This window comes from Streptomyces amakusaensis, assembly GCF_039532665.1.
GTDB lineage: Bacteria > Actinomycetota > Actinomycetes > Streptomycetales > Streptomycetaceae > Streptomyces > Streptomyces amakusaensis.
On the sequence record NZ_BAAASB010000015.1, the window covers coordinates 170,808 to 191,094 of the forward strand.

The following is a 20,287-nucleotide window of genomic DNA, read 5'->3' on the forward strand; positions in this document are numbered from 1 at the left end:
GCGCTGCTGCTCCGGCGGGGGGACGGGGCCGGGCAACCCGGGACGGCACCTCGGCGTCCTGATCAGGGGTCTTGGTCCGGCCGCCGGAGGGCCGGATCCCCGCCCCGCCCGCCGTACGTCCCGAGAGGACCGCCCCCCCATGGGCGCGGCCCCCGACCGCTGCTCACCGACGACTGAGCGGTACGCGGAACGGCCGCCGCCCCCCGGTGGGTGCGGCGGCCGTCCGGCGGCGGGAGGGTCAGCCCAGCTTCTTCAGCTGCGCCTCGATGACCTGCTTCGGCTGCTCGGCCTTTCCGGCGAGGCTCATGGCGTAGAAGTCGGCGACCGTGCCGCCCTTGCGTGCCGAGACCAGGTGGGTCGTGGCGCTCTGGCCGCCCAGGTCCATCACGAGGGTGAAGGCGACGGCCTCGTCGCCCCCGGTGAACGAGCCGGTCTCCACCTTGGTGACCTTGGTCTTGTCCGCGCCCACGATCAGGGTGAAGCCGCCCGCGCAGTCCGCGCCGGCCTTCTTCACGGCGGCGAGGGCCTCCTCGGCGGCCTTGCCCTCGTACGAGCTGACCGTGGCGGCGGTGATCGTCGCGCCCATCGCGTTCAGACCGGCCTCCGCCTTCTCCTCCGCCGAGGCGTCGGCGGCCGGGCTCTTCGGCACGGCCACGATCTTGCGGATCGCGCTCGCGGCGGGCTCGCCGGAGCCGCGCGCCACCATGGCGGCGACGAGCGGCTCGCACTCGGCCTTGTCGCTGGACGCGGACTCGGCACCGGCCAGGTCGGCCTTGGTGGCCTTGCTGATCTTGTGGTTCGGTATGTCGCTCTCGGCCAGCGCGAGCTTCTCCAGCTCGGCCGCCGACAGGGCCTTCGCGTCCGCCCCCTCCGGGGCGGCGGCGGGCGCGCTCGTCGAGGCCTTGGTCTTCGGCTCGTCCTTCGCCGAGGCTGACTCGTCCTTGGAGCAGGCGCCCAGGATCATGGTGAGCGACAGCGCGGAGACGGCGACGGCGGTACGGCGGACGGCGGTGCGGTGCATGGGGAGGCTTCTCTCTGAGATCGGGGAACGACGCTCCGCCGCGGGGCCCCGGTTCACCGGCCGATCACGCGGGGATCGTTCCGGCCGAATCTAGGGCCCCGCCCCGGTGGAGAGATCATCACTTCGATCGTTCGCGCCGATCGTGACGGGGATGCGACTCCACCTCCATCCGATCGAGACACCTCTGTGCACAACCATCCGGCAATTGTCGTTGTATTGGGTGTATCGCCCGGTTCGGGCTCCGGCCCCGGAGGGCCGGAGCCCGAGGCTCACCTGCGCCGTTCGTCCGCGGCCACCGCGAGACAGGCGGCTATCAGGACGATGTTCTTGATCACGTACTGGCCCTCCAGTGTGGGGGTGGCCATCGGGCCGTTCCACATCTCCCCGGGCAGGATCAGCAGCGCGGAGAAGACTCCGGCCATGTGCACGAAGAAGGCTGCCAGCGCCAGGCGCAGCAGCACCCCGGTGAGCAGGCCGACGCCGATCGCCGTCTCGAAGAGCGCCAGCAGGGGGCGGGTCGCCTCCGCCGGCACCAGGCCGAAGGAGAGGACGTCCATGGTCCTGGTGGCGACGTCCTGTGCCGGGCTGGCCTCGGGCACGAACTTCATCAGGCCGAACCAGATGAAGACGAGCCCCACGGAAACCCTGAGCACGGTGGTGCTGTGCGGCCGGTAGCGGCTCAGCGCGTCGCTGAACAAGGGCCTGTACCGAAGAGCGTCGCCGCTCCGGCCCGGCGACCGGTGCCGCTCTTCGGTTCCCTCGCGGGAGGTGGTGCTGCCTCGTTTCCCCATATGACGCGTCATGGTGCGTCCTTCCTGATGATGTGGTTCCGGCTCGCGACGTCCACGGGTGCACCGGCCCGGGCGCGCCGTCCGCCCCCGCGCGCGGCGGGGTGCGGACCTGAAGCGGCGGCCCGGCGGCTGCGACGCCTCCGTCCCGAGCTGTGAACGAGTTGTGCGCCCCCGCCGGCCGTGACCGGGTCCGGCGGTGGTGCGCCAGGCACCGGACCCGGTGGTCTCGCGCCGCGTCCGGGCATGCCGGGGCGACGCGCCGCGTCGGCGCTGTTTCAGGTGGTCATGAGGGCCGTCGTGGCCCGAGCGGTGCGGGCCCGCCGTGTCCTTTGGCCGTCCCGTGCCGTGGGGGGCCGGGCCGCCGGGAGCGTCAGCGGTGCCGTGAGGGCGTTCCGGGGCGGCCGGGCGTCTCCGTATCCACCGGGTGAGGGGGTACGGGGACGGCGGCCGGTCGCCTGTACGGCGGTCCGTCCGTGCTCAGGGTCGGGGTCGGGGTCCGGTGGGCTCGTCCGTGTGGGGCGGCGGCCCGGGTCGCCGGCTGTGCGGCGGAGGGAAACGGTGTGTCATGCGGTGTGGCCGGGGGCGTGGGCGCTGCGGCGGTCCCGATACGGCTGCCGGGTCTTTCCGGACAGGCGTCGCCCAGGAATCGGGCGTGAGGCGGGCATGACATTTTTCGCCCTTTCGGACGGTGCAATGCCCTCGGGTGCGGCGCGGCCAACGCCGACAGGATCCCTGTCAACGTAACTCCTTGTGGGGGGAGATGATGAAACTGCGGCAAACGTTTGCATCGGGCGACACCGTATAAGTTCACGTCCGCCGCGTAAAGGTCTGGACCAATACTGTTCGGACGGTTCCCCCGGTGATGATCCGGCTGGCCAGGGGGGTGGCGGTGGCCCCGTGCGCGTCCCCCGCGCATCACTGAGGGTGATGGCCGGACGACAGGTCCGGGCGGTCTCCCGCGGAAGGCGCGCGTCCGTTCTTCGCCCGCTTCGTACGGCCGGGAAGCCCGGGAAATGCGCTCTCTCGCGGGTTGTATGCGGGTTGTATCCAGGCCACGCCACGACGAAAAAGCGGGGGACATCGTGTCCCCGCCCATCTCGTGCTAGTGTTGTTGGAAGTTGCAGTTGTGGTTCCCAAACGCTTCAAGTGCCTCTGATGACCTTGAGTCGTCAGGCACTTTTTGTTTTCGGCGCAGTTTCCGGACGGGGCAATCATCGCGGCGACACCGGGGTTCACACAGTGTGGATCTCGGATCATGCCCCGAAGGAGTTTTTAAAATGGCTACTGGCACCGTGAAGTGGTTCAACGCGGAAAAGGGCTTCGGCTTCATCGAGCAGGAGGGTGGCGGCCCCGACGTCTTCGCCCACTACTCGAACATCGCCACCCAGGGCTTCCGTGAGCTCCAGGAGGGCCAGAAGGTGAACTTCGACGTCACGCAGGGCCAGAAGGGCCCGCAGGCCGAGAACATCGTTCCCGCCTGACGCTGACAAGCGCAATACAGCTGGGGTCCGCACCGCAAGGTCGGGCCCCAGCTCGTTGCCGTTTACGGGGTGTCCCCCCGTCGGCGGCGACAGTCCGGGCGAACCTCCCCGGGCCCCGGCTCCACGCACCCGAGCGGTCCGTGGCTCCGGCCGGCCGCGGCTCCGCCCGTGCCCGTGGTGGACCCCGCCCGGGCGCAATTTTTTGCCGACCGGATACGTTCGGTTTCCTTCATGTTCTTATTATCGGCTCGTGCTTGCAATTCATTCGGCTCTTTCTGCCGAGAATTCCTCGATGCGTGCCCTGTCGAGGAAAGGTTCCCCTTTGAACCGCTCAGCTCGCACGAACAGTCGTTTTCCCAACCCCCGCAGCGGCGGATCCACCGGTTCCGGTGGCTCTGGCGGCGGTCGCGGCGCTCGTTTCCGCCCGAAGGGCCAGGGCGGCCGTTCCGGTGGTCGTTCCAATGGCGGCCGTCCCTCGGCCCCGCAGGGTGAATTCGCCCTCCCGGAGTCCACGACCCCGGCTCTTCCGGCCGTCGAGTCATTCCGTGAACTGGACATGCCGGCGCAGCTGCTGACGACGCTCACCGGCCTCGGAGTGACCGAGCCCTTCCCGATCCAGGCGGCCACGCTGCCCAACTCCCTCGCCGGACGCGACGTCCTCGGCCGGGGACGCACCGGATCCGGCAAGACGCTCGCCTTCGGTCTGCCCATGCTCGTACGCACTTCCGGGCGGCGCGCCGAGCCGAAGCAGCCCCTCGCGCTGGTCCTCGTGCCCACCCGTGAGCTGGCCCAGCAGGTCACCGACGCCCTCACCCCCTACGCCAAGGCGCTCGACCTGCGGCTCACCACGGTCGTGGGCGGCATGTCGATCGGCCGCCAGGCGAGCGCGCTGCGCGGCGGCACCGAGGTCGTCGTCGCCACGCCCGGCCGCCTCAAGGACTTGGTCGAGCGCAAGGACTGCCGTCTGGACCGGGTGAGCATCACCGTCCTGGACGAGGCCGACCAGATGGCCGACATGGGCTTCATGCCCCAGGTGACCGAGCTGCTGGACCAGGTCCGCCCCGACGGTCAGCGCATGCTGTTCTCGGCGACCCTGGACCGCAATGTCGACCTGCTCGTCCGCCGCTATCTGACCGACCCGGTCGTCCACTCGGTCGACCCCTCGGCCGGCGCGGTGACCACCATGGAGCACCACGTCCTCCATGTGCAGGGTGCCGACAAGTACAGCGCCACCACCGAGATCGCGGCCCGCGACGGCCGGGTGATCATGTTCCTGGACACCAAGCACGCCGTCGACAAGCTCACCAAGCACCTGCTGAAGAGCGGCGTCCGCGCCGCCGCGCTGCACGGCGGCAAGTCCCAGCCGCAGCGCACCCGCACCCTCTCGCAGTTCAAGACGGGTCACATCACCGCGCTGATCGCCACCAACGTGGCCGCGCGCGGAATCCACATCGACGACCTCGACCTGGTCGTCAACGTCGACCCGCCGAGCGACTACAAGGACTACCTCCACCGGGGCGGTCGCACCGCCCGCGCCGGCGAGTCCGGCCGGGTCGTCACCCTGGTCCTGCCCGAGCAGCGCCGTGAGATGACCCGTCTCATGTCCGACGCGGGCATCGTCCCGGAGACCACCCGGGTCCGCTCCGGCGAGGCCGAGCTGACCCGGATCACCGGCGCGCAGGCCCCGTCCGGCGTCCCCGTCGAGGTCACCGCCCCGGTCGTGGAGCGCCCCGCCAAGCGCGGCAACGGCAACGCGCCCTTCCTCGGCCGCGGCACCCGCCGCGGCCGTCCCGGCGGCGGTGGCGGCACCGGTGGCGGCGGTCGCTCCGGCGGCGGTGGCGGCGAGTCCCGCCGTACCGCGGAGTCGCGCCAGACCGCCGAGGCCCGCAAGGCCGCCCGGGTCCGCCGCGCGCGCTGAGCAGCCACAGCAGGTCGGGAGCCGTCGAGCCGAGCGCTCGGCGGCTCTTTCCGTGGGCGGCGGGTTTCGAGCGGTGCCACGGCGCGGTGTTGACGGCGGTATTGCCCGCGCACCGCGCGGTAGGGAAGCGTGCCCCGGCATGGACCGCGACCGGACCACCGACGCCCTGTCCCTCTCCCGCCGCCGACTGCTCGCCGCCGCGGGCGCGACCGGGGCCGCCACCGCCGTCACCGCGGCCGGGGCGGCCCCCGCGCGCGCGGCCGGCCCCCGCGCCCTTCCGCTCCGCCTCACGGAGGCCACCAACGGCTCCGCGAGCCTCCCCGACGCTGGGGGCGACCTGATCGCCGAGGTCCAGGGCACCCTGTGGTCCCTGCCCCGCACCGGGGGCCGGGCGCTCCCCCTCACCCCGGCCGACCTCGAACCCAACCGGCCCACCCACTCGCCGGACGGCACGCTCGTCGCGTTCGGCGCGTACCGCGACGGCAACTTCCACGTATGGACCGTGCGCCCCGACGGATCGGAGCTGCGGCAGCGCACCCGGGGGCCCTGGGACGACCGGGGACCCGCCTGGTCGCCCGACGGCCGCCGGATCGCCTTCGCGTCCGAGCGCGGCGGCGACACCGTGACCGGCGGCCCCTACCGCCTCCATGTGCTCGATCTGCGCACCGGGGAGCTGAGCCGGATCACCGGCCTCGCCGGACAGGACGGCCCCGCCCAGGACGGCGCGTGGGAGGACTACGACCCCGCCTGGTCGCCCGACGGCCGGCGGATCCTCTTCGTCCGCGCCACCGCCGTCACCACCCCCACCGGGCCCGCGCTCCGGGCCCGCGTCATCGCCTCCGTACCGGCGCGCGGCGACGGCCCGGTGACCGTCGAGCACACCGGGCCCGAGGGCGCGCAGCTCATGACCCCGGCCCTCGCCCCGGACGGCAGACTCGCCCATCTGCGGACCGTCCCGGCCCCCGAGGGCTCCTGCGCGCTCGTCGTCGACGGCCGGAGCGTCGACCTCGCCGGAGACCTCGCCGCCGTACCCCCGCGCTGGACCGCCGGCGGACGTCTCCTCCTCACCGTCGACGGACGCTTCACCCTGCTCGACCCCGACCGGCCCCGGGACGCGCGCACGATCCCCTTCGACGGCACGCTCCCCGTGCACCGCCCCCGCCGCCGGTCCAGGACCCCCGACCTCGGCGAGGCCGGGGTGCGCCCGGTCCGGGGCATCCATCTGCCCGCGCTCTCGCCCGACGGCCGCCGGATCGCCTTCGCCGCGCTCAACACCCTGTGGCTGGCCGACACCGGGGGCGGCCGACCGCCCCGGCGGCTGCGCCCCTCCTCGCCGGTCCGCTATCCGCTGGGGCCCGTCTGGGCCCGCGACGGACGCTCCCTGCTCTACGCCGACGACCGCGACGGCCTGCTCGGCGTCCACCGGCACGACCTCGCCACCGGCGAGGAGAGCACGATCGCGACCGGCGGCCGGGTCCACCCCGCGCTCTCGCCCGACGGCCTGCGGCTCGCCTGCCTCGATCTCACCGGCCGGCTGATCGTCCGGGACCTCGCCGCCGGAACCGAGCGGGTGCTCGCCGAAGCCCTCGGCGGCGGCGGACTCCCCGGCCGGCCGAGCTGGTCGCCCGACGGCCGCCGGATCGCCCTCTGCGACCGCAACCGGCTCAACCTCCGCTTCCGGGAGGGCTACAACCTGATCCGGGTCCTCGACGCCGCCACCGGGGCCGAGCGGCTGCACGCCGTCGCCCCGCACACCTCCGTCTCCGACCGCTACGACTCCGGGCCCGTCTGGTCCCCCGACGGACGGTGGATGGCGGTGATCGTCGAATCCGCGCTCTGTCTGCTGCCCGTCGGCCCCGACGGGGCTCCGCGCGGTCCCCTGCGCCGGCTGACCGGCGAGAGCGCCGACCATCCCTCCTGGTCCGGCGATTCCAGGACGCTGCTCTACCTCTCGGGCCGCCGGCTCCGCCTCGTCCCTGCCGCCGGGGGCCGCCCCCGTACCGTCCGGGTGCCCCTGGACCGCCGGGTGCCCACGCCCGCCGACACGGTGGTGCACGCGGGACGGCTGTGGGACGGCACCGGCGAAGGGGTACGGGAGGACGTCGACATCCTCGTACGCGGCGGCCGGATCACCGCCGTCGAACCGCACCGCGCGCACCGCCCCGCCGCCCTCCACCGCGTCGACGCCTCGCGGAGCACGGTGATCCCCGGACTGTGGGACGCCCACACCCACCCCTGGCAGAGCACCTACGGGGCCCGCCAGACCGTGGGACAGCTGACCTACGGCATCACCACCGCCGTCTCGCTGGGCGGGTTCGCCCATGAACAGGCCCGCGTCCGTGACGCGGTCGCCGCCGGGGAACTCGCCGGACCCCGGCTGCTCACCACCGGCGAACTCCTCGACGGCTCCCGGGTCGCCTACAGCATGGGCCGCGCCCACCGCACCCCGGAAGGCCTCCGCAGAACCCTGGAGCGCGGCGCGGCGCTCGACTGGGACTCCGTCAAGACCTATGTCCGGGCGCCCGGCTGGGTGATGGCGGAGGCCGCGCGCTTCGCCCACGAGCGCCTCGGGGTGCCCGCCGGGAGCCATCTCCTCTCGCCCGGCATCCAGCTCGGCCAGGATCTGACCACCCATCTCCAGGCCACCCAGCGCGCCGAGAGCGGACACGCGGTGACCGCGTCCGGGCGCGCCCACGCCGACGTACGGGAGATCTACGCGGAGCGGACCGGCTTCGGGCTGATCGCCACCCCCTTCACCGCCGTGCCGCTGCTCGGCGCGGATCCGGCCCTCGCCGACGACCCCCGGGTCACCGTCGTGATGCCGCCGTGGGACGTCGCCCTGGTACGGCGGACCGCGGCCACCGCGCCGACCGCCGCCCAGCTGGCGACGCTCCGCGCCGAGACCGACGTCTATCTGCGAGTGCTCGCCGACGGCGGCCTCGTCGCCCTCGGCACCGACGCGCCGCTCACCCCCGTCGGCCTCAGCCTCCATCTGGGGCTGCGCGCCCTGCACCGCGCCGGGCTCTCCCCGGCGGCGGCGCTGCGCACGGCGACCGTGCTGCCCGCCCGGCTCTTCGGCCTCGGCCGGCAGCTCGGCACGGTGCGCCGGGGCATGATCGCCGATCTGGCGGTCGTCGACGGCGATCCCTTCACGGACTTCGACAGCCTGGTGCGGACCGTGTCGGTGCTCAGGGGCGGAGTGCCGTACGCGACCGGGGACCTGGTCGCCTCGGTGCCCCCGCCGCCCCCGGACGCGGAGGGCGCGGCGGGGGCGGCGGGGGCGGCGCACTGGCTGGCCGCCGGGCGGCTGATGCGCCGCGACGCCTGCTGCGACCCGGGCGACTGACCCGGGCGACTGACCCGGTGGGGAGGAAGCGGTGCCGGGCCGGGTGGGGTGACCTGCCCGGCACCGCGGTCATGGTGCGGCGGTCAGCGGCCCTGGAGCGACTTCACATTGTCGCCGAAGGTCCAGTTCCGCGCGCCGTCCCAGTTGAGCGACCAGGTCATCAGGCCCTTCAGTGCGTTGTTGTAGCCGTTCCACGCCTGGGCCACCAGGCTCGGCGACATGTGCCCGCCGCCCGCGCCCTGCTGGGCGGGCAGCCCGGGGGCCTGCTTGTCGTAGGGCACCTTGATGGTGGTGCCCTGGATGACCAGGCCCCGGTTGAGGCAGTCGGTCTGTGCCCGGAAGCCCGCGACGGTCCCGGCGGAGTAGGAGTCGCCGGAGCAGCCGTACATGCTGCCGTTGTAGTACTGCATGTTCAGCCACCACAGCCGGCCGTTGTCCGCGTACTTCTTGATGATGGGCAGGTACGAGCCCCAGATCGAGCCGTAGACCACGCTGCCGCCGGTGACGTAGGCCGTCTCCGGCGCCATCGTCAGACCGAAGTTCGACGGCATCTGGGCGAGCACCCCGTCGATGATCCGGATCAGATTGGACTGCGAGGCGGAGAGCTGGTTGATGTTCCCGCTGCCGATGAGACCGGTCTCGATGTCGATGTCGATGCCGTCGAAGTTGAACTTCTTCAGGATGGGGACGATCGTCGCCACGAAGCGGTCGGCGACGGTGCTGGAGCTGAGGTCGATGCCCGCCGTCGCGCCGCCGATGGACATGAGCAGGGTGAGGCCGTTCTGTTTGGCCTGACACATCTCGGTGGGGGTCGGCACCTTCACATTGGTGTCCATCCCGTCCTCCCACAGGACGGTGCCGTCCGAGCGGATCACCGGGAAGGCCGCGTTGATCACGTTGTAGCCGTGCGCCCGGATCCGGGAGTCGGTGATCGGGATCCAGCCCAGCGGCGGATGGACGCCGTTCGCCGCGCCGTCCCAGTTCTCCCAGTACCCCTGGAGCACCTTGCCCGGGGGCTTCGACTGGACCGCGCAGACGTCGGCCCGTGGCGAGAGGGGGGCCGGGGCCTGGGCCGGTGCGGCGACGGCGCTGGTCAGTGGTATCAGGAAGGCCATTGCCAGCCCGACGCCGAGCAGGCGTGATGTCCGACGGATCATACGGAGCTCCCTTGCCTTTCATCCCGTGCGGTGCAGGACAGGCCGACGGAGACCAGGAGGGGTGGGGGTGTGAGCGCGGCTCCGGTCGGGGACTGGGGATGGGGACGGACGCGGGGGGTCACGCTCACCTCCTGGGTGTGGGGGCCTGGAGACGTACGTGGTGCGACGGGCAAACCGTAGGTTGGTCCAGACCAACCGTCAATGGGGCCCGGGTAAAAGGCTGTTGAGGGCGGGCGATAGGGTTCTGGGCCGCCCGCCGGGCCGACCGGTGGGCGGGGAGGGGGCCGAACGGTCCGTACCAGCGCGGAGGTTGAGCGATATGACGATTCTGGTGTCCGGCGCGACCGGGAACATCGGCCGGCACGTGGTCCGGCGGCTCGCCGCGGACGGCAGGGAGGTCCGGGCACTGACCCGCGCTCCCGCCACGGCCGCCCCGCCCCCGGGGGTGACGGTCGCCGAGGGGGATCTCGCCCGCCCCGAGACCCTGCGCGCGGCGCTCGCCGGAGTCTCCGCGATGCTGCTGTTCCCGGTCGGCGACGCCGTCGACGAGGTGGTGGCGCTGGCGGCCGATGCCGGGGTACGCCGGATCGTGGTCCTGTCCTCGGCCGCCGTCACCGCCGGGTACGACACCGACTACCACCTTCCGGTGGAGCGGGCCGTGGAGCGCTCCGGGCTGGAGTGGACCCATGTCAGGCCCGGGGAGTTCGCGCTCAATTCGCTCCATCTGTGGGGGCCCTCCGTCCGGGAGGGACGCCGGGTGATCGACATCGCCCCCGACGAGCCCGGCATCCCCGTCCACGAGGCCGACATCGCCGATGTGGCGGTGGCCGCGCTCACCGAGGACCGCCACACGGGCCGCGCGTACGACATCTCCGGGCCTTCGGCGGTGACCCCCCGGGAGCGGGTCGCCGCCATCGCGGCGGCCATCGGCGAACCCGTCCGGCTGGAGACGGTCACCCAGGAGGAGGCCCTCGCCTTCTACCGCCGGCAGGGCGGCTGGGCCGGCGAGAACGCCGAGTTCATCTTCGGCCTCGAGGACTACTCGGGCACGCCCGCCGAGGAGGGCGGGCCCGCGTACGAGGAGGTGGACAGCATCCCCTGGCTGACCGCCGCCGAGGTCACCGGAGGCGTCTCCCGCGACTTCGCCGAGTGGGCCCGCGACCACGCGGCGGACTTCCGCTGACGCGTGGCCGGGGCCCTCTTCGGGGTCCAGGCCGTAAGAAACGGCCTAGTGGCCGCCGCCGGAGCTGACGTCCAGGCGCTTCGCGAAGGTTGTGCCCGCGTCCTTGGACTCGTAGACGCCGTCCTGGGTCGCCACGACGAGATGGCGCGCGTCGAGCGCGGTCAGCGCCTGCGGCGCGCCGCCGGGCACGGTCCCGGCCTTCTTCCAGGTCGCGCCGGAGTCGGTGCTGCGGCTCAGCCCGCCCTTGGGGTCGACGCCGTAGAGGGCGTCGGTCCTCGCCCAGGAGACGAAGGCCATCAGCGGCTTCTCGCCGGATCCGAAGCTCTTGCCGCCGTCGGTGCTGGTGATCAGACCGGACTCGGTGGTGGCGAGCACCGTGTCGGGGTCGTCGGGGCTGACGGCGATGTCGAGCGCGGTCAGCTCGGCGCGCTTCTCCCACCGCTCGCCGTCCCGGCTGACGCGCAGCAGCCCGTTGGTGCTGTCGTAGCCGTAGATCGTGTCGTGGGCGTATTCGAGGGAGTGGAAGTCGACCTCTCCCACGAGCGAGCGGTCCTTCCAGGTCGCCCCGGAGTCGGTGCTCTCGATGAGCCCGAGATTGCTCGGGGCGTCCCGGCCGGGGGCCGGGTGGCCGCTGGCCAGGAACCGCCCCTTGCCCGCGATGGTGAAGCCCATGAAGTCGTCCTTGCGGTCGCCGACGAGCTCGGGTCGGCCCTTCGCGTCCGGGGTGTAGACGCCTTCATGGGTGGCGACGTAGAGCTTTCCGTCCGAAGGGCCGATACCGACCCCATGGATATGGCTGATGGTGGTCGCGCCGGAGTCCCCGCCGGTGTCGCCTTCGCCGCTGTCGCCGCCGCAGGCGGTGAGCAGCAGTCCGGCCGCGGCGACGGCGGCGGTCAGGGCGGTACGGCGGGCGGCGGTACGGCCGCGCGGGGCGCGCGGGCCGGTGGGGAAGCTGTCGTGGGATGTCATGGGGGCACCTCGTGCTGGTCTGTACTGCGGAAGGAGAGCGTTCGGTCCGAGAGGTCGGACGCCGGACGGACTCCTAGATCCGCAGGATCGACAGCCTGGCGAGGTCCGGCCGCGGGGGCGGAGGGCCCGGCCCCGGGGCCGCGACCGCCCCGGCGAGCGCCGCCGCCCACCGGTCCGCGCCACGGCCCGGGGCGGCCCGCAGCAGCGCGGCGAGGATCCAGCCGACGAGCACCGCGACACAGAGCGAGGACATGTCCATCGCCATCCCCGGTTGGGGATGGTGCGCCGAGTCCCGCCGTTCGGCCGCCTCCCCGTCCGTACGCGGCGCGTCGGCCGGGCCGTGGGCGGACGGGGAGACGGCGTCGGCCGGGGCCGAGTACGGGACGCCGCCCGGGTGGCTCATGCCGGAGCCGCCGTCGGGGTGGCCGGTGGTGTGCATCGCGAAGACGCCCAGAGCCAGCACGACCAGCAGCAGCTGCCACCAGGCACCGGCTGTTCGGGTCAGTCCGCTCGCGTCCACCACCGCTCCTTCCGGGACCCGACCCTACCCAAGGCGTTTCGCGGGCCCGGGGGCGGTCCCGTGCCCGGGGTCCGGCCCCGGCGCGCTCAGCCGGCGGTGTTCAGCCAGTCGTACGCCGCCCGCGCGGTGAACTCCCGCTGCCCTCCCGCGTACAGCAGATCGGCCGCCGCGAACGCCGGGTCCGAGGCCGCCGACGGAAGGTAGGGGACCGCGACGCAGCGCATCCCCGCCGCGCGGGCGGCGACGGCCCCGGGAGCCGCGTCCTCCAGGACCACGCAGTCCGCCGGGACCGCTCCCAGCCTGCGGGCAGCCTCCAGGAAGACATCGGGCTCGGGCTTGCCCCGGGGGACCTCCTCGGCGGAGACGACCGTACGGATGAAGGCGTCCAGGCCGGTGCCGGCGAGGACCGCCTCGATCGCCGCGCGGGAGGAACCGGAGGCCACGGCGAGGGGCACCCGGTCGCCGTGCAGCAGCTCCACGAACTTCAGCATCTCGGGGTAGACCTCGGTGGCGGCCCCGGCCAGCTCCAGATAGTGGCGGTTCTTCCCGGCGAGCAGCTCCTCGACCGGCGCGCCGATCGCGTACTCCTCGCGCAGCGCCTCCAGCGTCTCGCGGGTGCCGATACCGATGAAGTCGGTGTGCCGCTCCCAGCTGAAGTCCGTCACCCCGTACTCGGCGAGCAGTCTGCGCCCCGCTTCGAAATAGTTCGGTTCGCTGTCCACGAGGGTGCCATCGAGATCGAAAATGACAGCAGTCGTACGAAGAGTGCTCATGCGCTCCAGCATGCCAAGGCGGCCCGCGGCCGGGCCACACCAGACTCAGCCACCTCGCCAGTATCCCGCCGTCCCGGACGCGAGCCCTATCGTCCCGCCCCGCCGGCCTCCCGTCCGAGGGACTCGACCAGCGGCAGCAGCCGGTGCGCCACCCGCTCGCGCAGCGCCATCTCGGTGCGGGTGCGCACCACCCCCGGCAGCTGGATCAGCCGCTGCACGACATCCTCCAGATGCCCGTTGTCGCGTGCCACGACCCGGGTCAGCAGATCGCCGCCGCCGGTGATCGAGAAGGCCTCGACGATCTCCGGTACGGCCGAGAGCGCCTCGCCGACCTCGTCCAGATGCCCCTGGGTCACCTCGATGTGGACGAAGGCGAGCACCGGGTGGCCCAGCGCGGCGGGGGAGAGCCAGGGGCCGGTGGCGGTGATCACTCCGGTCCGCTCCAGCCGGTCGATCCGCGCCTGGAGGGTGCCGCGCGCGATGCCCAGGATCCGGGCGTACTCCCGGACGCTGGTGCGCGGCTGCTCGATCATGAGCCGCAGGATGCGGGTGTCGAGCACATCCACCGACATGATCCTTCACCGGTCTTTCCTTGGACTTCACTGGTCGGGCACTGCGCGGGCACTGGTCGGGCACTGTGCGGGCCGACCGTACCAATGGCCGGGCCGGGGCCGTCGGCCACCGGGTCCGCCCGGCGCGCCCGGGGGCGCGGCGCCCGATGTGCTTGCGCGGCGACGCCCGGTCGGCGAGGGTCGGGGCCCTCCGGCGCGGAACGGCGCATCCGCGCGGCCCCCGGGACCGGAAGAACACGACGAAGCGCCCCCGACCATCCCACCCCCACCCACCAGGAGTGACGCCATGGCGGTCTCCGTCGTCCTGTTCACCTCGGACCTGCGGCTGCACGACCAGCCGCCGCTGCGCGCCGCGCTCGCCTCGGCCGACGAGGTGGTGCCGCTGTTCGTCCTGGACCGGGGCGTCCGGGAAGCGGGATTCGACGCCCCCAACCGCCGCGCCTTCCTCGCCGACTGCCTCACCGATCTCGACGCCGCGCTGCGCGAACGCGGCGGCCGGCTGGTGGTCCGCTCCGGCCGCACCGCCGAGGAGGTCGCCCGGGTCGTCACCGAGACCGGCGCGGCCGAGGTCCGTCTCGCGGCGGGCGTCACCCACTACGCCGCCCGCCGCGAGGAGGCGCTGCGCTCGGCGCTGGCGGGCCTGGACTGCCGGCTCCATGTCCACGACGGGGTGATCACCGCACTGCCCCCGGGGGCGGTCCTGCCCTCGGGCTCCGACCACTACGCCGTCTTCACCCCGTACTTCAAGCGCTGGTCGCGGGAGCGGCTGCGCGACCCGCTCGGCGCGCCCCGCGCGGTGAGGGTCCCCGAAGGCCTCGCCTCGGAGCCGGTGCCCGCCCGCGCGGACATCGCGGGGACGGCCCCCGGGCTCGCCCCGGGCGGCGAGCGCGAGGGCCGCCGGCGGCTGCTCGCCTGGCGGCGCGCCGGTCTGGCCGGCTACGAGGACCGGCACGACGATCTGCCCGGCGACGCCACCTCCAGGCTCTCGCCCCACCTCCACTTCGGCACGCTCTCCCCGGGGGAACTGGTCCACCGCGCCCGCTCCCTGGGCGGACCGGGCGCGGAGGCCTTCGTACGGCAGCTGTGCTGGCGCGATTTCCACCACCAACTGCTCGCCGCCCGCCCCGCCGCCGCCCACGCCGACTACCGCCCCCGGCGCGACCTCTGGCGCTCCGGGAGCGAGGCGGCCGGGGACATCGCCGCCTGGAAGGCGGGCCGCACCGGATACCCGGTGGTCGACGCGGCGATGCGCCAGCTCCGTCACGAGGGGTGGATGCACAACCGGGGCCGGCTGCTGACCGCCTCCTTCCTCACCAAGACGCTCTACGTCGACTGGCGCGTCGGAGCCCGGCACTTCCTGGACCATCTCGTGGACGGCGACATCGCGAACAACCAGCTCAACTGGCAGTGGGTGGCCGGCACGGGCGCGGACACCCGCCCCAACCGCGTCCTCAACCCCGTCCGCCAGGGCCGGCGCTTCGACCCCGACGGCGACTACGTCCGCCGCTGGGTCCCCGAGCTGTCCGGACTCCCCGGCCCCGCGGTGCACGAGCCGTGGCTGCTCCCCGCCGCCGAACGCGCCCGCCACGACTACCCCGAGCCCCTGGTCGCCCTCCCCGAGGCGCTGGACCGCTTCCGCCGGGCCCGGGACATCGGCTGAGCCGCGGGGTACGGGAGGCGCGCGGAACCCGGGATCAGGTCCCCGCGCCCCGGAGGCCGTCCACCTGCGCCTGAAGGACCTCCTGGGCCTCCCGGGAGGTGAGACGGCCGATGAGCACGTGCGCGGTGAGGCCGTCCGCGAGGGCGAGCAGGGTACGGGCCTCGCGCCGGGCGTCGAGGGGCGCGGCGCGGTCCGTCCCCCCGGCGGCCTCCGCGACGAGACGGGTGAACGCCTCCTCCAGGGGCGCGTAGTCGGCCCTCAGCGTCGCCGCGAGCGTCTCGCTGACCGCCGCCTGCGCGAGGAAGGCGAGCCAGACCCTGGCCTCGGCGCGGTGCTCCTCCCGGAGCAGCGCGACCTCGGTGGCCGCGTGGCCCAGCGCCGCGCCGGCCGACCGCGCCGGGCTCCCGGCGAGGCCGGCCCGCACTCGTCCCACGACCCGCTCGCCGATGTGCCCGAGAGTGAACACGAGCATCTCCTCCTTGGTGCGGAAGCACCGCTGAACGGCCCCCATCGACACCTCGGCGCGGGCGGCGACATCGCGAAGGGTCACGCCCTCCAGCCCGCGCTCGTCGGCGAGCCGGCAGACGGCCTCGGCGATGAGCCGACGCCGGCCCGCGTGATCGACCTGTCTGGGCATGCCCGTTCGCCTCCCTGTCCCACGGCTTCCGCGGCTTCCGCGGCTCCGGCGCACTTTATCCGATGCGCTCGCATCGGTTCCGGGGTACGGTTCCGGTTCCGATGCAAGCGCATTGGTACGTGGGTGAACGAGGAGGGGGAGCCCGTGCGGGACGCCCTGTGGAAGATGCCGGCCGCCGCCCAGGCGGCGGCCGTGCGCGGCGGGGAGGTCTCCGCCGTCGAACTGATCGACAGCCATCTGGATCGCATCGCCGAGGTCAACCCCCGGGTCAACGCGGTCACCCGGATCCTGGCGGACCGCGCCCGCGAGGCCGCCGCGCGGACGGACCGGCTGCGCGCCGAGGGCCGGACGACGGGACCGCTCGCGGGCGTGCCCTTCACGGTGAAGGAGAGCACCGCCGTCGAAGGCGAGCCGACCACATTCGGCGTGAAGCGCTTCCGCGATCTGGTGGCACCGGCCGACGCGCTCCCGGTGGCCCGGCTGCGCGCGGCCGGGGCCGTACCGATCGGGCGCGGCAACGTCCCCACCCTGATCCTCGCGGGGATGCACACCCGCAGCGAGCTGTTCGGCGACACGCTCAACCCGTGGGACGGCGGCCGGACCCCGGGCGGCTCCAGCGGAGGCGACGCGGTGGCCGTCGCCACCGGCATGGCGGCGCTCGGGCTCGGCAGCGACTCCGGCGGATCGGTGCGCGTCCCGGCCCAGTTCTGCGGGGTCGCCGGACTCAAGCCCTCCACCGGCCGGTTCCCGGCGGACCACCGCGTCTTCGGCCCCGACGACCCCGGCCCGGCGACCCAGGCGCTCGTCACCGACGGCCCGCTCGCCCGGACCGTGGGCGATCTGCGCCTCGCCTACGAGGCGCTGGCCGGCGCGGACCCGCGCGACCCGCGCTCCGTCCCGGTCCCCGCCCACGGCGAACCCCTCCCCGGGCCGACGCGGGTCGCGGTCGTCGCCGACCCCGGCGGCCACGGCGCGCACCCCACGGTCCGCGCGGCCGTCCGGGCCGCCGCCGAAGCGCTCCACGACGCCGGATACGAGGTGTGCGAGGTGCCGGACGTACCGAGGCTGGACGAAGCCCTCGACGCCTACGACCGCATCACCATGACCGAGTTCGCCCCCACCTGGCCGGCGGTGCGCCAACTGCTCGGCGAGGGCGGGGACCGCTACATCGGGATGACGATGGAGAAGACCCCGCCCGTGAGCGCCGGCGAGTTGATGAGGCTGATGGGCCTCTGGCTGAACATCCGCCGCTCCTGGGCCGAATTCCTCCACACCTACCCCCTGCTCCTCGGCCCCTCCTTCACCGAACCCCCCGTCGAACCGGGTCTGGAGTCCCGCGACCGGGCGGGCCGCGACCGGGTCGGCTCCGGAATGCGCCTGTGCACCGTGACCAGCTTCGTCGGCGTCCCCGCCGTCGCCGTCCCCACCGGCCTGGCCGACGGGCTCCCCGCCGGGGTGCAGATCATCGGCCGCGCCTTCCGCGAGGACCTCTGCCTGGACGCGGCCCAGGCCGTCGAGGACCGCCTCGGAGTCCTCACCCCGATCGGCCCCGGCGCGGCGCGTGGATGACGCGTTCACCCGCCTGCGGCGCCCCCGCCGACGGGGGGCCGGGGCCCGTCGGCGGCACGGCCACGGTCGCCGAGGCCCTGCCGCCCGGGGCGCTCCTCAGCCGATACGGCCGCGCAGCCGGTGCAGACCCCGGCGGGCGTGGCTCTTGACCGTGCCCAGGGGGATGCCGGTGCGCTCCGCGATCTGGGCCTGGGTCAGATCCTCGTAGAAGGCCAGGCAGAGCACCTCGCGCTGGGGGCGGGGCAGCCTGCCCAGCTCGTCCGCGATGAGGACCCGGTCCAGCGCCGACTCCGGGGAGACGGCGCCGGCGCCGGCCGTCGGCCGGGCGGCGGCGGCGAGTTCGCCGCGCCGGGTGCGGGCGGCGAGCGCGTCCACCGTCTTGCGGCGGGTGATGCCGACGAGCCAGGCCCCGAGCGGGCCGCGCTCCGGGCGGAAGCCGGCGCGCCCGCGCCAGGCCGCGAGGAACACCTGCTGGGTGACGTCCTCAGCCTCGCGGGCGTCGCCCAGGGTGCGGGCGGCGAGCGTGTGCACCAGCGGTCCCCAGCGCCGGTAGGCGTCCGCGAAGCTCCGCTCGTCGCCGAGCGGGGCACCGGGCGGCGCACCGGGTGCGGGCGGCTCGGCGGCCGTCCCGGACAGTGCTGTGGCGTTCATGTTCCCGCTCCTCCCGGCCCGATTCCCCCCGTCCCGGCGCGACGGGGGCGCACCGGGACGGGCGGCTCAGTGTCGGATTTGTACTCCGGGGCCTTCAAGCCGCATCGTTCGTGCGTCGTATCATCGGCCGATGAGCACCCCCTCCGAGCAGGACCGCGGGACGGGCGCGGGCCTCACCACCGGAGCGGTCGCACGGCGGCTCGGGGTGGCCCCCACGACACTGCGCTCCTGGGACCGCCGCTACGGCGTCGGCCCCGCGCTGCGCACCGGCGGACGGCACCGCCGGTGGACCCCGGACGACCTGGCCGTGCTCACCCGTATGGCCGACCTGACCAGCACCGGTGTCCCGCCCGCCGAGGCGGCCAGGATCGCCCGGAGCGCCCCGCGCACCCCGTACACCCCGGCGGCCGTCCCCGGGCCCCGGACCGCCGCCGGCCGCCCGGACGCGGACGCGGGACCGCCGTCCGGCCGGGTGCGCCGGGAGCGCAGAGGGCTGGCCGGGGCGGCGCTGCGGCTGGACGCCGACGCGGTCGACGCGCTGCTCGACTCCGTCATCCGCGCCCACGGCCTGGTCACCGCGTGGCACGAGGTCATCGCGCCCGCGCTGCGCGCCGTCGGCCGCAAGCAGCAGAGTTCGGGCGAACGGTACGTGGAGGTCGAGCACCTCCTCTCCTGGCACATCTCCTGCGCCCTGCGGCGCGGCTGCGCCACCGCCGCCCCCGAGCGCCCGGGCCCGCCCGCCCTGCTGGCCTGTTTGCCGGGGGAGGGGCACACCCTTCCGCTGGAGGCGCTCGCGGCGGCGCTGCGGAGACGGGGTCTCCCGGTACGGATGTTCGGGGCCGCGCTGCCCGTCGAGGCGCTGGACAGCGCCGTCCGCCGCACCGGCCCCGCCGCCGTGGTGCTCTGGGCGCAGTCCCGGACCACCGCCGATCGCGCCCTGGCCCGCCATGTCGCGGGCATCACCTGGGGCGTGCGCGGCGCTCGCGCCCGCCCTCTCGTCCTGACGGCCGGCCCCGGCTGGTCCGGAGCGCGTGTCCCCGGCACCGTACGGCCGCTGGGGCTCGCCGAGGCGATCGACGTCCTGGAGCCCGTTCTCACCCCCGGCTGACCCGCCGCCGGCCCGGGCGTACGTCGGTCCTCGGCCAGTTGTCGTCCCCCGGTGCCCGGCGGCCGGTAAACACCTGGCGGCACGGGTCCGGGTGGGGTTGTGTGTGCGGCATCCGCTCCCGGCGGAGCGGCGAGCCCGCTCCGCGGCCCGACCCGCCGCCGGGACGTCCGCACCACTCGCGCCCGACGGATCGAAGGGCCCAGCCATGGATCGTGACCGCACCGCCGTTCCCCCGCCCGCCGCACTCACCACCTCCACCTCCACCCCCACCGCCGTCCGGCGGCCGGGGGCCGAACTGCGGGAGTCCGCGGGCAAGGGGGCCGGGGTTTTCGCCGTCCGTTCCTTCCGCACCGGAGAGACGGTGCTGACCGGGGTCGTCGAGGCCGAACTCGGCCGTAACGACTCCCACGCCTCCCAGGTCGGCTGGGACCGTTTCGTCCGGCACGGCGGACTGGTGCCGAAGGTGAATCACTCCTGCGACCCGGTCTGCGGCATCGGGCTCAATCCGGCCGGGGCGCACGACCTGGTCGCCCGCCGTCCCATCCGGTCGGGTCAGGAGATCACCTTCGACTACGCGATGCGGAACTTCTCCATCGAGCACTTCCCGGCCCACTGCCGGTGCGGCACCGTCCTGTGCCGCGGCCGTATCACCGGCTGGAAGGATCTGCCCGCCGACCGCAGGGCCGCCTACCGGGGCTCGGTCGCCCCCTACCTCCTGGACACCCCGACGGACCGTTAGACCCCGACCCGACCCGACCCGACCCGACCCGACCCGACCCGACCCGACCCCGACCCCACCCCCGACCCCGCGCGCCCGAGGCCGCCGCCCGCACCGGCCTCGGGCCGCCGAGGGCTGGATATGAACCCCGGGGATGTGCGGATCGTGTGCATGCGATGTGTGCACGGGTCACCACCGAACGCTTGTGCGGCA

Annotated in this window: 17 protein-coding genes; 8 read left to right on the plus strand and 9 right to left on the minus strand. The window is 74.1% G+C overall.

Features of this window, described 5'->3' with window-relative positions:
• Nucleotides 1-238 precede the first annotated feature (238 nt).
• Nucleotides 239-1,021 (minus strand): hypothetical protein, encoded by a 783-nt coding sequence (locus ABD371_RS25760; RefSeq protein WP_344481162.1) that lies wholly within the window; start codon nt 1,019-1,021, stop codon nt 239-241.
• 269 nt (nt 1,022-1,290) lie between these two features.
• Nucleotides 1,291-1,719, minus strand: coding sequence for a DoxX family membrane protein (locus ABD371_RS25765; protein WP_229869491.1), 429 nt, complete (start codon nt 1,717-1,719; stop codon nt 1,291-1,293).
• 1,370 nt (nt 1,720-3,089) lie between these two features.
• Between ABD371_RS25765 and ABD371_RS25770 the strand changes: the two genes are divergently transcribed.
• The 3 genes from ABD371_RS25770 to ABD371_RS25780 all read left to right on the plus strand — a co-directional run bounded on the left by ABD371_RS25770 (nt 3,090) and on the right by ABD371_RS25780 (nt 8,557).
• Nucleotides 3,090-3,293, plus strand: a complete 204-nt coding sequence (locus ABD371_RS25770) for a cold-shock protein (protein WP_018536328.1) — start codon at nt 3,090-3,092, stop codon at nt 3,291-3,293.
• Between the two features lie 292 nt (nt 3,294-3,585).
• Nucleotides 3,586-5,211 carry a DEAD/DEAH box helicase gene (locus ABD371_RS25775; RefSeq protein ID WP_381734534.1) on the plus strand — a complete coding sequence of 542 codons (1,626 nt, stop codon included), beginning with the start codon at nt 3,586-3,588 and terminating at the stop codon, nt 5,209-5,211.
• A 139-nt stretch (nt 5,212-5,350) separates the two neighbouring features.
• Complete coding sequence (locus tag ABD371_RS25780; protein WP_344481168.1) at nt 5,351-8,557, plus strand: amidohydrolase family protein; 3,207 nt, start codon at nt 5,351-5,353, stop codon at nt 8,555-8,557.
• A gap of 83 nt (nt 8,558-8,640) precedes the next feature.
• On the opposite strand, the gene ABD371_RS25785 is transcribed toward ABD371_RS25780, so the two are convergent.
• Complete coding sequence (locus tag ABD371_RS25785) at nt 8,641-9,714, minus strand: chitinase (RefSeq protein ID WP_344481170.1); 1,074 nt, start codon at nt 9,712-9,714, stop codon at nt 8,641-8,643.
• A 319-nt stretch (nt 9,715-10,033) separates the two neighbouring features.
• On the opposite strand from ABD371_RS25785, the gene ABD371_RS25790 reads away from it, so the two are divergent.
• A complete protein-coding gene (locus ABD371_RS25790; protein WP_344481172.1) occupies nt 10,034-10,897 on the plus strand; it encodes an SDR family oxidoreductase in 864 nt (287 codons plus the stop codon).
• A 45-nt stretch (nt 10,898-10,942) separates the two neighbouring features.
• Here ABD371_RS25790 and ABD371_RS25795 read toward each other — a convergent pair whose 3' ends face one another.
• The 4 genes from ABD371_RS25795 to ABD371_RS25810 form a co-directional block, all read right to left on the minus strand.
• Nucleotides 10,943-11,866 (minus strand): F510_1955 family glycosylhydrolase, encoded by a 924-nt coding sequence (locus tag ABD371_RS25795; protein ID WP_344481174.1) that lies wholly within the window; start codon nt 11,864-11,866, stop codon nt 10,943-10,945.
• 73 nt (nt 11,867-11,939) lie between these two features.
• Nucleotides 11,940-12,386 (minus strand): DUF6153 family protein, encoded by a 447-nt coding sequence (locus tag ABD371_RS25800; RefSeq protein ID WP_344481176.1) that lies wholly within the window; start codon nt 12,384-12,386, stop codon nt 11,940-11,942.
• 86 nt (nt 12,387-12,472) lie between these two features.
• A complete protein-coding gene (locus tag ABD371_RS25805; protein WP_344481180.1) occupies nt 12,473-13,159 on the minus strand; it encodes an HAD family hydrolase in 687 nt (228 codons plus the stop codon).
• Between the two features lie 86 nt (nt 13,160-13,245).
• Nucleotides 13,246-13,731, minus strand: coding sequence for an Lrp/AsnC family transcriptional regulator (locus ABD371_RS25810; protein WP_344481183.1), 486 nt, complete (start codon nt 13,729-13,731; stop codon nt 13,246-13,248).
• A 286-nt stretch (nt 13,732-14,017) separates the two neighbouring features.
• On the opposite strand from ABD371_RS25810, the gene ABD371_RS25815 reads away from it, so the two are divergent.
• Complete coding sequence (locus tag ABD371_RS25815; protein ID WP_344481188.1) at nt 14,018-15,391, plus strand: cryptochrome/photolyase family protein; 1,374 nt, start codon at nt 14,018-14,020, stop codon at nt 15,389-15,391.
• A gap of 34 nt (nt 15,392-15,425) precedes the next feature.
• Here the strand turns inward: ABD371_RS25815 and ABD371_RS25820 are convergent, their stop codons facing one another.
• The gene (locus ABD371_RS25820) at nt 15,426-16,028 is read right to left on the minus strand and encodes a TetR/AcrR family transcriptional regulator (RefSeq protein ID WP_344481191.1); all 603 of its coding nucleotides are present in this window, start codon (nt 16,026-16,028) and stop codon (nt 15,426-15,428) included.
• 165 nt (nt 16,029-16,193) lie between these two features.
• On the opposite strand from ABD371_RS25820, the gene ABD371_RS25825 reads away from it, so the two are divergent.
• On the plus strand, nt 16,194-17,597 hold the full coding sequence (locus ABD371_RS25825; RefSeq protein ID WP_381734544.1) for an amidase family protein: 1,404 nt from the start codon (nt 16,194-16,196) through the stop codon (nt 17,595-17,597).
• A 96-nt stretch (nt 17,598-17,693) separates the two neighbouring features.
• Here the strand turns inward: ABD371_RS25825 and ABD371_RS25830 are convergent, their stop codons facing one another.
• Nucleotides 17,694-18,248 (minus strand): RNA polymerase sigma factor, encoded by a 555-nt coding sequence (locus tag ABD371_RS25830; protein WP_344481199.1) that lies wholly within the window; start codon nt 18,246-18,248, stop codon nt 17,694-17,696.
• A 130-nt stretch (nt 18,249-18,378) separates the two neighbouring features.
• On the opposite strand from ABD371_RS25830, the gene ABD371_RS25835 reads away from it, so the two are divergent.
• Both ABD371_RS25835 and ABD371_RS25840 read left to right on the plus strand, forming a co-directional pair.
• On the plus strand, nt 18,379-19,356 hold the full coding sequence (locus ABD371_RS25835; protein ID WP_344481203.1) for a MerR family transcriptional regulator: 978 nt from the start codon (nt 18,379-18,381) through the stop codon (nt 19,354-19,356).
• Nucleotides 19,357-19,561: 205 nt separating this feature from the next.
• The gene (locus tag ABD371_RS25840) at nt 19,562-20,095 is read left to right on the plus strand and encodes an SET domain-containing protein-lysine N-methyltransferase (protein WP_344481208.1); all 534 of its coding nucleotides are present in this window, start codon (nt 19,562-19,564) and stop codon (nt 20,093-20,095) included.
• Nucleotides 20,096-20,287: the final 192 nt, after the last annotated feature.